We start from the raw sequence: 13,190 nt of genomic DNA on the forward strand, positions 1-13,190 counted from the left end.
GGAATTATAGTATTGTAAAAAAACCAAGGCCATGCCTTGGTTTTTTTATGCCTGTAAAACAAATATGGCAGGCCGTTTGTTCAAATCCAGTGTTATTTCACTCCATTCGTGCACGCTTTTTGTCTGAATGAATTCCGTTGGAAGGGTTATGTCACAGGCTATGCATAACTGCGTGCCTTTTTGAAGCACCCTTGTTAGTTCATCAATCAGTTTTTCATTTCTGTATGGAGTCTCCATGAATATTTGGGATTGGCCTTTCTCTTTGGATAGCTTTTCCAATTGCTTCAGCTTGGATTTTCGTTCAGCCTTATCAATTGGTAAGTATCCGTTGAAAGCGAAATTTTGACCATTCATGCCACTGCTCATCATCGCCATTAAAATGGAAGATGGCCCTACAAGAGGAACAACTTGGATACGTCTCTCATGCGCAGCTTTAACCACGGCTGCACCTGGGTCAGCAATACCTGGACAACCTGCTTCTGACAAGACTCCAATATTGTGTCCGCTTATACATGGGTCTAAATAGGAGGGAATCACCTCTGGGTCCGTGTATTTATTTAAGGTCTCAATATGCAATTCTGGTTGTACTTTCCCGGGGCTTACTTTTTTTATAAAACGTCTAGCGGTCTTTTCATTCTCAACCACATAGTAGTCGATGTTCTCAATGGTACGTTTAATGGAGATGGGCAATACTTCCAATGGAGCATTATCACCCAAAGTGGTAGGAATCAAATATACTTTACCTAATACTAGTCCTGGTTTGTTTTCCTCCATATCCTCAAATCAGATTTTTTGCAATGGCCTCACAAGCTTCATCAACCATTTGGTAAACGTCCTCAAATCCATCTGGTCCTCCGTAATAGGGGTCAGGAACTTCCGTAATTCCTAAATCGACTTCATCCAATAACAATTTTACTTTTTGGGTATCATCATTGTTCCTCGCCAATGCCATAATGTTTGATAAGTTACTGCGATCCATTGCATAAATCATATCAAACGTCTCAAAGTCGGTTGCGCTGAACTTGCGACATCTTTGTTTGCTGATATCAATTCCATGCGTACCGGCAACTTTTATTGATCTTGGGTCCGGAGGGTTGCCAACGTGGTATCCTGCTGTACCAGCGGAATCCACATAGACCAAATCCGGATTAACTTTAGATTTTAAAACACCTTCAGCCAAGGGTGACCTGCATATGTTACCCAAGCAGACCATTAAAACCTTGGTTTTCATTGTAAAGAAGTTTGGTTTAGGAGAATTTCTTGTTCAGGTCTTCTATATACTTTCTGAACTGCTTATCGGTTTCGGCCAAATTGTCTACAGTCTTGCACGCATGCAATACTGTGGCATGATCTCTTTTTCCAATTTGAGATCCAATACTTGCCAAAGAGGCCTTAGTGAATTTTTTGGCGAAGAACATGGCCAATTGTCTTGCCTGAACGATATGGCGTTTTCTGGTTTTGGATTGAAGTGTTGCCACATCCATTTCAAAATAGTCAGAAACCACCTTTTGGATATAATCAATAGAAACTTCGCGCTTGGTATTCTTCACAAATTTTTCAACAACCTGTTGTGCCAACTCCAAAGTAACCTCACGTTTATTGAAAGAGGATTGGGCAATCAATGAAATGATGGCTCCTTCCAGTTCCCTAATATTTGTTTTGATGTTCTTGGCAACATGGTCGATGATCTCTTCTGGCATTTCAACACCATCGCGGTACAATTTGTTTTTAAGGATGGACACCCTTGTTTCATAATCCGGACTTTGTAGCTCTGCTGAAAGTCCCCATTTGAAGCGGGAAAGCAATCGTTGCTCTATGTCTTGCATATCCACCGGCGCTTTATCCGATGTAAGTATGACTTGCTTCCCATTTTGGTGCAAATGGTTGAAAATATGGAAGAACACATCCTGGGTACCTGATTTCCCGGATAAGAATTGGACATCATCAATAATCAACACATCGATCAACTGATAAAAATGGATGAAATCATTACGAGTGTTCTTTTTGACCGACTCAATATATTGCTGTGTAAATTTTTCTGCCGAAATGTACAACACAGTCTTTTCAGGATACTTGTCTTTGATTTCTACGCCAATGGCATGTGCCAAATGGGTTTTGCCCAAACCAACACCTCCAAATACCAATAAAGGATTAAAGGATGTGCCGCCAGGTTTATTGGCAACCGCCATTCCAGCCGATCTTGCCAAACGATTGGAATCCCCTTCAAGGAAATTCTCAAAATTATAGTTTGGATTCAGCTGTGATTCTATTTTGATATTCCGTATACCGGGAATCACAAAAGGATTTTTAAGCTCTGGGCTTTTAGATGTAATTGGAACATCCAATTCCTGAGGTCCAACTGCGGTACGGTTCGAACTAGGTATTTGTTCTGTAAAAGGTTCTTTATTGCCGTACTTATTCTCCATTTTAATGATGTAAATAAGTTTGGCGTTTTTTCCCAACTCCTTGGTCAAGGCAACTTTTAAAAGTTTTACGTAATGTTCTTCCAGCCATTCGTAGAAAAATTTACTGGGAACTTGAATGCTCAGCGCATTGTCTGTTAACTTGATAGGTTTAATAGGTTCAAACCAAGTCTTGAATGCCTGCGGTTGGATATTATCCTGGATAAAAGCCAAACAACTGTTCCATACGGAATTTGCAGTAACACTCATAAAAGTTTTTCCTAGTTTTATTGGTTAGCCTTAAGCTTTGGGTCAAAGCATCAAAAGGTTAATGGATGCTCATTGAATGCGACAAATATGTGAACAAAACTTTTAAAAAAAAAATCATTTTGCCATTGAATTATTTGTTTTTTTTTCGCATGTTTCCTTAACGTAAACAGAGCCTCTAAATATATAATTTTTCAGTTAATAAATGCGGATAAATTCATTTTCTTTTCGGGTCCGATATGTGGAAACCGACCAGATGGGCATTGTCCATCACTCTAGCTATGTGCCTTACTTGGAAATGGGCAGGATTGAATGGTTGAGGGCACTTGGTGTGTCGTATATGAAGATGGAAGAAAATGGTATCATCCTTCCTGTAATTTCCCTACAAATCAATTATAAAAAATCTGCCCTTTATGATGATCTCATAACCGTGGAAACGCGCATTAAAAAAATGCCTTTGGTCAAGATTGAATTTGAATACAGGATTTTTAACGAGAAAAAGGAACTTTTGACCGAAGCGACCACCGTCCTTGCGTTTATGGACAAGGCTACCAACAAGCCAATTAAATGTCCGGAATATATCTTGGAAAAACTAAGGGATTAATCTATTGAAGTGATTTTCACATTTTGCATTTGTTCAAAAAGCTGGTGTGTTTGTTCCGCTTCACTTTTTCGAACGGCCACGGTCATGTTACACGTAAAGGCCATTTCCTGATACGCAATTTGAATTTTGTTTTGTTTTATGGTTCGCATGACCTTGTCCATTTCTGGATACCCAAATTCCAACTTGAACGACGACTTAACAAGTTGTTCCACCACGGTAGCACCTGCTAAAGTTTCCTGGGCTGCAGTTTTATATGCCTGGATCAATCCGCCAACACCTAATTTTGTTCCTCCAAAGATGCGCACCACTGCAACAAGTATATTGGTTAATCCATGGGCTTGAATTTGGCCGTATATGGGCATGCCGGCTGAATTATTTGGCTCACCATCGTCGTTAGCCCGATAACGAATCTGATCCGTACCTAATTGCCAAGCATAACAGACATGGTTTGCTGTATGGTGCTTTTTCCTTAAGCTATCAACCAAAGGTTTAACCTCATCTTCTGAAACAATTGGATAAGCATACCCGAAGAATTTACTTTTCCTGTCTTTGTAGAGGATTTCTGGTGCAGGTTCTTTTAAGGTTTTAAAACTATCCATGGGTTAGAACAAGGCTACCAATATAATACTTAGCACTGCCAACCCAATACCACACCAATTTTTAATGCTAAGCCTTTCCTTGAACAATACTATAGCCAACAATGTACACAACATTACCACTGCTACATTATTAATGGTAAATATGGCGGCGCTGCTTAAACTTTCATTTTGCAGGGCTTTGAGTAAAAAGAATATGGAGAAGTAATTGGGGATTCCCAATAATACACCACCAATTACATTTTTGAGGTTCATACCTACCTTTTCTTTTGTGACCTTGTACCCAATGAAGACAAATCCAGATAAAGCTGCAAAACCAAAGGTCATTGAAGAAAAAATGGCTACCTCATTAGCCTCCAACATTCGCTCTTCGAAATATTTAATGCTGGTATCTATAATTCCAGAACCCAAAAAAACAAGTAATGGCAGAATCAAGGTCTTTTTTGAGATGACCATTGAATTAGATTTAATGGAAGTGAAATACACCGCTGCGAGGGCAAGTACAATACCCAGTACTTGCAGGGTAGAGAGATGCTCCTGGTACAACCAAACACCAATTGCCACAGGGATGACCAACGACATTTTGGTGGCTACCGAGGCAACAGCGACACCGGCAACTTGGGATGCCTTAGCCATTAAATTAAATATTAGGATGAAAAAAATACCCAGGGCCATAGCGCCAAGGAGCCATGATGAGCTTGCCAATTCACTTAAACTAATTTCCCCATCATAGACAAATAGACCTACGGTGAATGCAACCACATAATTAACAACAATGGCGTAAGGAGTTTGAACCTTATAGACATCAAACATCTTGAATACCACAAATATGGTACTGGTGCAAAGAACACTAAAGAGTAATGCGAGCATTAAAGGTGGTTTTTTAATTGCGTGATATCTTCTTGACCAACTTTCAAATTCCAAACATGAATACCTAATTCTGCAGCGGCATCCGTGTTTTCCTTGGTATCATCCACAAACAGGGTTTCTTTGGCGATCAGGTTATTTTCGTTCAAAACAAATTCAAATATTTCGGCATCCGGTTTACGCATACCCATCTCATAAGAAAGATAAAACACTTCAAAAGCATTTTTAAACCGGTTGAATTTATCAGCCCCAATATAATCACGGACAAATTCAATATGAATGTCGTTGGTATTACTCAACAAAAACAATCGGTATTTGTTGGATTTGGCCATTTCTTCCACGAATTCCAATCGGGAATCTGGAAATTCCTTTAGTACTGCGTTCCACGCAGCTATCAGTTCTGTTTCCGATGCTTTTGGAAAAAGTTTGGCCACGGTATCCAGAAAGTTTCTGGAACTAATCAAGCCCTTTTCGTAGGTGTTGAATAACTGCTCCAGTTCCGGTGTAATTCCGCTGAAACCAAATTTCACCATTTCCCTTGCAGTTGCAGGTTTGTCCAGGTCGATGAAAATATCGCCAAAATCCAAGATTATATTCTTAATCATTGCGTAGTACAGTTAAGGTATCCGATATAATATTTTTGCTGTCAATAGTGTGTCCATATATGGTTGGACTTTTTACTCCAGAACCGAATTCAGCGTTTCCAGTAAAAACGCGTGCTTCGTCCCAAAGGTTTGCATCAATGAAACTTTGTAATGTTTCCCTACCACCTTCAATCAAAAGACTGGTAATAGATTGGCTAAACAGGTAATTGCAAATTTGCTGTGGTAAATTCTTGGTGAAATCAACGAAATGATATTGGACTCCACTATTACTTTTGCCTTCTACAGTTTGTGCAGTAAGTACATGTGTTTTTATTGAGCCGTCCAAAACGTTGAACTCAGCGGGAATGCGCAAATTTCTGTCCAAAACAATCCGAATGGGGTTTTTACCTGACCAATTTCGAGTAGAAAGTTTGGGGTTATCTGTTAGAACCGTATTGGTGCCAACCAATATTGCCTGCTCTTCACCTCGCCATTGGTGAACCAGTTGCTTGGAACTTCCGTTACTTATCCAAAAAGGTTCCGGATTGTTTTTCCTTACTGATTGTTCTGGAGCTATAAAACCGTCCTTGGTTTCTGCCCATTTTAAAATTATATACGGTCGCTTCTTTTCTTGAAAGGACAAAAAACGTTTGTGATGTTCACGACATTCTGCTTCTAAGACACCAAGAGTTACTTCACACCCCGCTGCTTTTAACTTCTGTATGCCCCTTCCAGCAACCTTGTCATGCGGGTCTTGCAATCCGATAACGACCCTTGGAATGTTTTTTTGAACGATCAAATCCGCGCAAGGAGGCGTTTTTCCAAAATGCGAACATGGCTCCAAAGTAACATACAGCGTAGCGGATTTCAGCAGTTCCTCATTGGAAACAGCGCCAATGGCATTTACTTCAGCATGAGCACCACCATAAGGACTTGTGAATCCTTCCCCAATGATCTTTCCATCATTTACAACAACACTGCCCACCATAGGATTAGGAGCCACTTTTCCTAAGCCTTTTTTGCCCAATTCAATGCATCGCAGCATGTATTTTTCGTGTATATTCACCAGACAAAAATAGAACATAAAAATACAATATGACCAAGGTCGAAATAAGGGAAATCCAACCTGAGGATAATGTTCAAGTAGCCCAGGTAATACGTAGGGTACTTGAGGATTTGGGAGTGCCAAAAGTAGGCACAGCATATGCCGACAAAGCCTTGGAAGATATGCATGGAGCATACAACGTGCCAAAGGCAACCTATTTCGTGGTAGAAGAGGAAGGAAAAATAATTGGATGCGCCGGCATTGCGCAGTTGGACAACTTTGAGGGGAACGTCTGTGAGCTGCAAAAGATGTACTTCCTGGAAGAAGCCAGAGGAAAAGGATTGGGTGCTAAAATGATACAAACTTGTCTGGACAAGGCGAAAACATTTGGCTTTGAACAATGTTATTTGGAGACCATGCCATATATGGAGGCTGCTCAAGAGTTATACAAGAAAAATGGATTCGAATACATTGATGCCCCGATGGGAAATACGGGTCATTATTCATGTCCTGTTTGGATGCTAAAAGAGATTTAAGTGCTTTTAAGGGATATTAAAAATATTTTCCACAAGGAGTTGGACGAAATTTACCCCAAGGAAGAAGTAGATTCTTTTTTCTATAGTTGTGTAGAACACTATTTGGGTCACGAACGATTTATTTTAGTCGTTCAACCCAATTTGACATTGACCAAAGATGAGGAGGAACCTCTATTTTATGCATTGTCGGAAATAAAAAAGGAAAAGCCTTTGCAATACATTCTCGGCGTTGCACATTTTATGGGCATGGATTTTAGTGTGAATTCCCATGTGCTGATTCCACGTCCTGAAACAGAAGAATTGGTAGAATGGATAGTATCGGAAGTGACGGCAATGCGTGAAGTTTCTGAATTGAAAATATTGGATATCGGAACAGGTAGTGGTTGTATAGCAATAGCATTGGCTAAGCGTTTACCACAAGCACATATAACAGCAATTGATGTCTCAATAGAAGCATTGAAAGTTGCGGAAGCTAACGCCAAATCAAATAATGTATCGATCAAGTTTAAGAATCAGGATGTCCTAGACCCCAATTTTAACCTTGAAACCAAATTTCATATTATAGTTTCCAATCCTCCTTACGTACGTGAATTGGAAAAGGAGTCCATAAAAAGCAATGTCAAAAATTTCGAACCGCATCTAGCCTTGTTTGTTAAAGATGAAGATCCATTATTATTTTATCGCGTAATTACAAACATTGCCAGAAACTCTTTATTACTTAAAGGACACATCTATTTTGAGATCAATCAATATCTGGGATCCCAAACACAGGCGCTTTTAGAAGCGGCCAATTTTTCAGAAATTGAACTCAGAAAGGATATTTTCGGAAATGAACGCATGCTAAAAGGATGTTACCAATGAAAAACATAGCCGTATTTTGTGGTAGTAGTGATGGCAATGAACCAAAAGTATTGGATTTGGCCTACGAGTTAGGAAGAGTTTTGGCCAAACAGAATATTGGTGTGGTATATGGCGGGGCCAAAATTGGCTTAATGGGCAAGGTTGCGGAGGGGGCACTTTCAATGAATGGCAAAGTATTTGGGGTAATTCCACTTTTTTTAAAGCGAAAGGAAGTTTTTCATCCTCGGTTGACTGAACTTATTACAGTGGATACCATGCATGAACGTAAATTGAAAATGCATGAACGATCAGATGGATTTATCGCACTACCAGGTGGGTTTGGAACGTTAGAGGAACTATTTGAAATCATCACATGGGGCCAATTGGGATTGCACCAAAACCCTATTGGGGTGTTGAATCCTGACGGTTTTTATGACCCGATGTTGACCTTATTGGACACCATGGTTGCCAAAGAATTTTTAAAAGAAGAAAATAGGGATATGGTATTGGTCGACCATACCATTGATGGTTTATTGACGCAAATGAAGAACTATCAGCCAATTGCCGTTCCCAAATGGATAGCGAAAGAACAGACATAAATGAGTATAGCTTCAAAAATAACTGCACTTAGAGAAGAACTACGGGAGCATAATCATAATTATTATGTGTTGGACAACCCAACCATATCGGATTATGATTTTGATATTAAACTCAAGGAACTCCAAAAACTGGAGGAGGAACATCCAGAATTCCATGACCCAAGTTCACCTACCTTAAGGGTAGGAGGAGCAGTAACAAAGAACTTTGAGACAATTCAGCATGAGCACCGAATGTATTCTTTGGACAACTCATATTCCAAGGAAGATTTGGAGGACTGGGAAAAACGAATTCAACGAATATTGGGTGATGTTGCGGTGGAGTTTACCTGTGAATTAAAATATGATGGCGCATCCATAAGTCTAACCTATGAAGAAGGCAAGTTAGTGAGAGCCGTAACACGAGGCGATGGTTTTCAGGGCGACAATGTAACCACAAATATCAAGACCATTAAATCAGTACCCTTGCAATTGAAGGGCAGCTATCCGCCAAAATTTGACATAAGGGGTGAGATCATATTGACCTTGGAAGGTTTTGCCCAAATGAACAAAGAACGTTTGGAAGCTGGTGAAGAGGCGTATATGAATCCTAGAAATACGGCATCAGGGAGTTTAAAACTACAAGACAGTGCTTTGGTGGCGCAACGCCCTCTAGAATGTTTGCTTTACAGTATTGTAGGGAACAACTTGGAAATCAATTCCCAATTTGAAGTACTGGAAATGGCCAGGTCCTGGGGCTTTAAAGTACCCACGGTGGCAAAGCTTTGCAAAACCACGGATGAAGTGATGCAGTTTGTGGAGTATTGGGACCAAAAGCGTCATGATTTGCCCTATGAAACAGATGGTGTGGTAATCAAAGTGAATAACCTTAGACATCAGGAAGAACTGGGTTATACGGCAAAAGCACCACGTTGGGCAATGGCCTATAAATTTAAGGCAGAACAAGTTTCCACGATTCTTAATGAAATAACGTATCAAGTTGGTAGAACAGGAGCAATCACGCCGGTTGCCAATTTGGAACCTGTGTTGCTAGCAGGAACTACGGTGAAGCGCGCTTCTTTGCACAATGCAGATCAGATTGAAAAATTGGACATTCGCGAGGGAGACACGGTGTTTGTTGAAAAAGGAGGGGAGATCATACCAAAGATCATTGCCGTTGATTTTGCGAAACGCCCAGCTACTTCAGTGTTGACCCAGTATATCCAACATTGCCCGGAATGTCAAACGCCTTTGGTAAGAAAAGAAGGTGAAGCGCAGCACTTTTGTCCAAATGACACAGGTTGTCCTCCACAGATCACAGGTAGAATTCAACATTTCATTTCCAGAAAAGCCATGGATATTGAAGGACTAGGCGGTGAAACGGTTGAGTTATTGTTTAAAGAAGGACTTATTTCCAACTATGCGGATTTATATACGCTGACCAAGGAGGAAATTGTGCCGTTGGAACGCATGGCGGAAAAATCTGCGGAAAATTTGGTTAACGGGGTTTTGGCCTCCAAGAACATCCCTTTTGAAAGGGTGCTGTTTGCATTGGGAATCCGCTATGTGGGGGAAACCGTAGCCAAAAAATTGGCGAAGGCCTATAAGAATATTGATGCCCTGATGACAGCTACGGAGGAAGAATTAATTGCAGTTGATGAAATTGGAACCCGAATTGCGGAGAGCGTAGTCGCATTTTTTGCGAACCAGAAGAATTTGGAAATTGTTGAACGTTTAAAATCCTACGGATTACAGTTTTCATTATCGGAAGCGCAATTGGAAAACCAATCTGAGAAGCTTAAAGGACAAACTTTTGTGGTTTCTGGTGTGTTTGAAACCGTTGGTAGGACAGAACTAAAAAAACTCATTGAGGATAATGGGGGAAAGGTGGCATCTTCCATTTCATCCAAAACAAGTTTTCTTGTAGCAGGGGCAAATATGGGACCCAGTAAAAAAACGAAAGCAGAAAACCTGGGTGTACCTATTATTTCTGAACACGATTTCCTGTCAAAATTGAATTAATCTTCATTTCATGGGAACCAAGACGAAAACTATGGTGTAAGTTTCGCTTTTGTCAGTTTTTTCCTTAAATTGAATCCATGGGAGATACCTATCAAATTGTAACAGGAATCATGGCGGGTTTTGCCGTGATCTACATTTTGATGGAAATCATATTGAACGTAAATGGTATAGATGATGATACTTCCAATATTATACTTTTGGAAGCCTCAAAAAAGAAACTGTTTTTTATTCCATTTGCCTTAGGGGCAATTCTTGGACATCTTTTTCTAGGGACTACAAATACTGCTTTTGAAATGTCCGATTCACTTTATCCTGTTGCCATTTTGTTTGGGTCAGCAACCATTTCCGTAGGGATTGCGTATTGGAAAGACTTTAAAAAACCATTGTGGTTTTTGAGTCTGTTGTTGGTTTTGGGATTGGTATATGGACATCTTTTTTGGTCAATGAATTATGCATCATGAAAAATTTCGTTGAAAAAAATAAAAAAGCCTTAAAAATAATCAAGATCGTAATTGCTACGCTATTGGGTATTATGGTGATTATCGATATCATACTAGTCCGGCTGGAAGATCGCGGTTTCCCAACCTTTAGTGAAGTGATCAAAAACAACCGAACTTCTTTGATTTGGCTAAATTTTCTCTTGGGAGGATTAGTTGCAAAAGTTTTTTATAATAGGGTGGTGACTACGAAGGAACGTGAAATCTCTGGCTTTTTCACTTTTCTGGCCATGTTGATTTTATTGTATGCTTTTGGTCGCTTATTCACCATCGAAATAGATACGCCGTATCATTTATTGATTATGATTTGTGGTGGAATCCTGGCCTACAGGGCATGGCCCCAATATATCCAAGATGACGAAACCCATTGATTACAACCAATTTTTGGAAACCTTGTCACAAAATGAACCGCCAACCCTTTGGGATGAAGGTTTGCAAGCACTTTGGTACGATGCAAAGGGCAATTGGAATGCTTCCCATGATATTGCACAAGACATGCAAAACCCCACAGGAAGTTGGATACATGCCTACTTACACAGAAAGGAAGGTGACAAATGGAATGCAGGATACTGGTATCGTCAAGCTGGAAGACCATATCCAACTATTAGTTTGGAGGAGGAGTTGCAAGTGATGGTAGAACATCTTTTAATTCATTAATCTGTTCGGACAAAACGTTGTTCTCCTGCGTCGAATTCAAATTTGTAAATATCGTACTTCCCACTTCTTGCATCTTTTTCCAATTTTTGGGCCATGACCAACTGATCCCCATCACTTCGAAGACTTATCATTCCATATCTGGTCAAATACGAATTGATTTTCTTGTATTTCTCAACCATATCTGCCTTTAAGTCAGCTAAAATTTGCTGATTGGCCGGAGAGTCTACAAAATTAGCCTTGAAATCATCAAAGGCTTTTTGCGCTTCTTCCCATTTTTGGTATTTGTTCACCAATTCAGGTATGGTAGCTGACGAAAAGTCCTTATTAGATCTAGCCAATTCAGTACTGAAAATCAGTGGTTTTTTACTGTAACCAGTTTTGCCCAAAGCGCCTAGCGTATCTGGTCTAGGGTGACTATAATTTTCATCGTCCCCGCTAGAAATTACAGTGCCCAACGCATTGATATTTTCAAGAAATTCGTAGCTAAATAAGTGGCTTCCATGATGACAGGCTTTCGCAATATCAGCTTGTAAAACGGATTTTGCATTGCTTCCCAATTTTCCATTGATATATTCCCCAGCTTCTTCGTTGATGTCGCCACCTAACATGACTCTTAGTTTCTTGAACTTTAGCATCAAGAGTACGGAATGTCCGTTTTTGGTTTTACCATTGTTTTTTAGAAAGGGCAGCACTGTATGACCATCCTGTTGATCCAAAATAGGGGCTATGACCTCTACAGAACACTCGTTGGCACCACCGTTTCCAATCATAAAACCAGAGTGATTGTTGAGGGCCACAAACTCGGGTTGATTGGTTTGGTTTAAAGCCAAAGCCATGGTTTCTGGGAATTGAGAGCCATTTCCACTGGAATTATTGGGGTCGTTCAAAATATTTTTCACCGCCAAATCTGTGAGTTCAAGCGACAGCAAATAGTCTTTTTGGTCCGAAAGCTCTTCCACTTTGCCTAGTTCAGTATTCCAACCTTTAGCATGATCTACAGGTCGCTGCACGATGCCACTGTGGAAGATTTTATCGAATTGAATGGCATTTTCTTTAAAAATGTCCGCAAACCCTAGGTAATGGTCATTATCTGGATGACTGACTATGGCTTTGAATTTCATGGGAAGACTATCATTTTCATCCAAATTAAAGCGCCAATACAGATATCGGTACATATTGTCGCCTTTCCCAGCGTCAATAAGATAATGTTCATCGTCTGGGGTAACCATATGACACCCATCACCTTGGCCAATGTCTACAAAATTGACTTCCAACACCCTGTTTTTTTGAATGTTGTCCACGGAAATCCAACCTGTTTTATTTCGAGAATGTACTTGAACTCTATTATTGACTACTTCTGTGTCCAGAATAGTAATGAAATCTCCAAAAAGTAGATGTTGTACCCACGTATTGGATGTTTCATCTTTTAAGATTTTGGCATCAGGAAATCCAGCGAATGTAAATTTAATTGGCCCATTTGTGGTGAACAAAGCGGAATTCAATTGTGGCATTTTAGTAAGGAATTAAGTTTGAAACTGTAGACGTTGTTGCATCTTAAGATAAGAAATTTCGCATTTCAAACCCTTGTTCTTGTGGTAGTTGTAAGAAAAGATGTGTGGATTGGCAATTATTTACACCTTTAAGATCAAGATAGCTCAATTTGGGCATCCATCAACTCAAAATAGGCATCCGTCAATT

The 13,190-nt window shown here is 39.9% G+C and carries 16 protein-coding genes; 8 read left to right on the plus strand and 8 right to left on the minus strand.

The genetic code is table 11. The features are described from left to right. Positions 1-45 precede the first annotated feature (45 nt). Genes M3P19_RS03550 through dnaA form a run of 3 tightly spaced genes read right to left on the minus strand, consistent with a single transcriptional unit; the run spans position 46 to position 2,672 of the window. Positions 46-774: an SAM-dependent methyltransferase gene (locus M3P19_RS03550; protein ID WP_249656242.1), complete on the minus strand. Its 729-nt coding sequence runs from the start codon at positions 772-774 to the stop codon at positions 46-48. Positions 775-778: 4 nt separating this feature from the next. Continuing rightward, on the minus strand, positions 779-1,231 hold the full coding sequence (locus tag M3P19_RS03555; protein WP_249656243.1) for a low molecular weight protein-tyrosine-phosphatase: 453 nt from the start codon (positions 1,229-1,231) through the stop codon (positions 779-781). Positions 1,232-1,247: 16 nt separating this feature from the next. Next, positions 1,248-2,672, minus strand: a complete 1,425-nt coding sequence (dnaA, locus tag M3P19_RS03560) for a chromosomal replication initiator protein DnaA (protein WP_249656244.1) — start codon at positions 2,670-2,672, stop codon at positions 1,248-1,250. 202 nt (positions 2,673-2,874) lie between these two features. Here dnaA and M3P19_RS03565 point away from each other — a divergent pair, with 202 nt between their 5' ends. Then, positions 2,875-3,273, plus strand: coding sequence for an acyl-CoA thioesterase (locus tag M3P19_RS03565; RefSeq protein WP_249656245.1), 399 nt, complete (start codon positions 2,875-2,877; stop codon positions 3,271-3,273). On the opposite strand, the gene M3P19_RS03570 is transcribed toward M3P19_RS03565, so the two are convergent. Genes M3P19_RS03570 through ribD form a run of 4 tightly spaced genes read right to left on the minus strand, consistent with a single transcriptional unit; the run spans position 3,270 to position 6,404 of the window. Then, complete coding sequence (locus tag M3P19_RS03570; protein WP_249656246.1) at positions 3,270-3,872, minus strand: IMPACT family protein; 603 nt, start codon at positions 3,870-3,872, stop codon at positions 3,270-3,272. The two genes, M3P19_RS03565 and M3P19_RS03570, sit on opposite strands and share 4 nt — an antisense overlap. 3 nt (positions 3,873-3,875) lie before the next feature. Next, positions 3,876-4,739, minus strand: coding sequence for an EamA family transporter (locus tag M3P19_RS03575; protein ID WP_249656247.1), 864 nt, complete (start codon positions 4,737-4,739; stop codon positions 3,876-3,878). Further along, positions 4,739-5,341, minus strand: coding sequence for an HAD family hydrolase (locus M3P19_RS03580; RefSeq protein WP_249656248.1), 603 nt, complete (start codon positions 5,339-5,341; stop codon positions 4,739-4,741). Before M3P19_RS03580 ends, M3P19_RS03575 begins: the two co-directional genes overlap by 1 nt. Continuing rightward, a complete protein-coding gene (gene ribD / locus M3P19_RS03585; RefSeq protein WP_283777901.1) occupies positions 5,334-6,404 on the minus strand; it encodes a bifunctional diaminohydroxyphosphoribosylaminopyrimidine deaminase/5-amino-6-(5-phosphoribosylamino)uracil reductase RibD in 1,071 nt (356 codons plus the stop codon). Before ribD ends, M3P19_RS03580 begins: the two co-directional genes overlap by 8 nt. A gap of 11 nt (positions 6,405-6,415) precedes the next feature. Between ribD and M3P19_RS03590 the strand changes: the two genes are divergently transcribed. From M3P19_RS03590 to M3P19_RS03620, 7 genes are all read left to right on the plus strand, one after another. Next, positions 6,416-6,901, plus strand: a complete 486-nt coding sequence (locus M3P19_RS03590; protein WP_249656250.1) for a GNAT family N-acetyltransferase — start codon at positions 6,416-6,418, stop codon at positions 6,899-6,901. Continuing rightward, positions 6,902-7,762 carry a peptide chain release factor N(5)-glutamine methyltransferase gene (prmC, locus tag M3P19_RS03595; RefSeq protein ID WP_249656251.1) on the plus strand — a complete coding sequence of 287 codons (861 nt, stop codon included), beginning with the start codon at positions 6,902-6,904 and terminating at the stop codon, positions 7,760-7,762. Next, positions 7,759-8,340 carry an LOG family protein gene (locus M3P19_RS03600; protein WP_249656252.1) on the plus strand — a complete coding sequence of 194 codons (582 nt, stop codon included), beginning with the start codon at positions 7,759-7,761 and terminating at the stop codon, positions 8,338-8,340. The genes prmC and M3P19_RS03600 overlap by 4 nt, the downstream gene beginning before the upstream one ends. After that, entirely contained in the window at positions 8,341-10,338 is a 1,998-nt protein-coding gene (gene ligA / locus M3P19_RS03605) for an NAD-dependent DNA ligase LigA (protein ID WP_249656253.1), read from the plus strand. It begins immediately after the preceding gene. Between the two features lie 77 nt (positions 10,339-10,415). Beyond that, positions 10,416-10,799: a hypothetical protein gene (locus M3P19_RS03610; RefSeq protein ID WP_249656254.1), complete on the plus strand. Its 384-nt coding sequence runs from the start codon at positions 10,416-10,418 to the stop codon at positions 10,797-10,799. Continuing rightward, the gene (locus M3P19_RS03615; protein WP_249656255.1) at positions 10,796-11,206 is read left to right on the plus strand and encodes a hypothetical protein; all 411 of its coding nucleotides are present in this window, start codon (positions 10,796-10,798) and stop codon (positions 11,204-11,206) included. Before M3P19_RS03610 ends, M3P19_RS03615 begins: the two co-directional genes overlap by 4 nt. Next, positions 11,190-11,492 carry a hypothetical protein gene (locus tag M3P19_RS03620; RefSeq protein ID WP_249656256.1) on the plus strand — a complete coding sequence of 101 codons (303 nt, stop codon included), beginning with the start codon at positions 11,190-11,192 and terminating at the stop codon, positions 11,490-11,492. The genes M3P19_RS03615 and M3P19_RS03620 overlap by 17 nt, the downstream gene beginning before the upstream one ends. Here M3P19_RS03620 and M3P19_RS03625 read toward each other — a convergent pair. Beyond that, positions 11,489-13,003, minus strand: a complete 1,515-nt coding sequence (locus tag M3P19_RS03625) for a ComEC/Rec2 family competence protein (protein ID WP_249656257.1) — start codon at positions 13,001-13,003, stop codon at positions 11,489-11,491. The genes M3P19_RS03620 and M3P19_RS03625 overlap by 4 nt on opposite strands. Positions 13,004-13,190 lie beyond the last annotated feature (187 nt).

The sequence above is a fragment of the Flagellimonas spongiicola genome, from assembly GCF_023502425.1.
Classification (GTDB): domain Bacteria; phylum Bacteroidota; class Bacteroidia; order Flavobacteriales; family Flavobacteriaceae; genus Flagellimonas; species Flagellimonas spongiicola.

What these genes read in the sequence shown, in the direction of transcription:
- M3P19_RS03580 (WP_249656248.1), bottom strand. Translation starts at nt 5,341, where the DNA reads ATGATTAAGAATATAATCTTGGATTTTGGCGATATTTTCATCGACCTG.
- M3P19_RS03575 (WP_249656247.1), bottom strand. Translation starts at nt 4,739, where the DNA reads ATGCTCGCATTACTCTTTAGTGTTCTTTGCACCAGTACCATATTTGTG.
- M3P19_RS03625 (WP_249656257.1), bottom strand. Translation starts at nt 13,003, where the DNA reads ATGCCACAATTGAATTCCGCTTTGTTCACCACAAATGGGCCAATTAAA.
- M3P19_RS03555 (WP_249656243.1), bottom strand. Translation starts at nt 1,231, where the DNA reads ATGAAAACCAAGGTTTTAATGGTCTGCTTGGGTAACATATGCAGGTCA.
- M3P19_RS03600 (WP_249656252.1), top strand. Translation starts at nt 7,759, where the DNA reads ATGAAAAACATAGCCGTATTTTGTGGTAGTAGTGATGGCAATGAACCA.
- ligA (WP_249656253.1), top strand. Translation starts at nt 8,341, where the DNA reads ATGAGTATAGCTTCAAAAATAACTGCACTTAGAGAAGAACTACGGGAG.
- M3P19_RS03550 (WP_249656242.1), bottom strand. Translation starts at nt 774, where the DNA reads ATGGAGGAAAACAAACCAGGACTAGTATTAGGTAAAGTATATTTGATT.
- M3P19_RS03610 (WP_249656254.1), top strand. Translation starts at nt 10,416, where the DNA reads ATGGGAGATACCTATCAAATTGTAACAGGAATCATGGCGGGTTTTGCC.
- M3P19_RS03590 (WP_249656250.1), top strand. Translation starts at nt 6,416, where the DNA reads ATGACCAAGGTCGAAATAAGGGAAATCCAACCTGAGGATAATGTTCAA.
- M3P19_RS03570 (WP_249656246.1), bottom strand. Translation starts at nt 3,872, where the DNA reads ATGGATAGTTTTAAAACCTTAAAAGAACCTGCACCAGAAATCCTCTAC.
- M3P19_RS03565 (WP_249656245.1), top strand. Translation starts at nt 2,875, where the DNA reads ATGCGGATAAATTCATTTTCTTTTCGGGTCCGATATGTGGAAACCGAC.
- M3P19_RS03620 (WP_249656256.1), top strand. Translation starts at nt 11,190, where the DNA reads ATGACGAAACCCATTGATTACAACCAATTTTTGGAAACCTTGTCACAA.
- dnaA (WP_249656244.1), bottom strand. Translation starts at nt 2,672, where the DNA reads ATGAGTGTTACTGCAAATTCCGTATGGAACAGTTGTTTGGCTTTTATC.
- M3P19_RS03615 (WP_249656255.1), top strand. Translation starts at nt 10,796, where the DNA reads ATGAAAAATTTCGTTGAAAAAAATAAAAAAGCCTTAAAAATAATCAAG.
- ribD (WP_283777901.1), bottom strand. Translation starts at nt 6,404, where the DNA reads ATGTTCTATTTTTGTCTGGTGAATATACACGAAAAATACATGCTGCGA.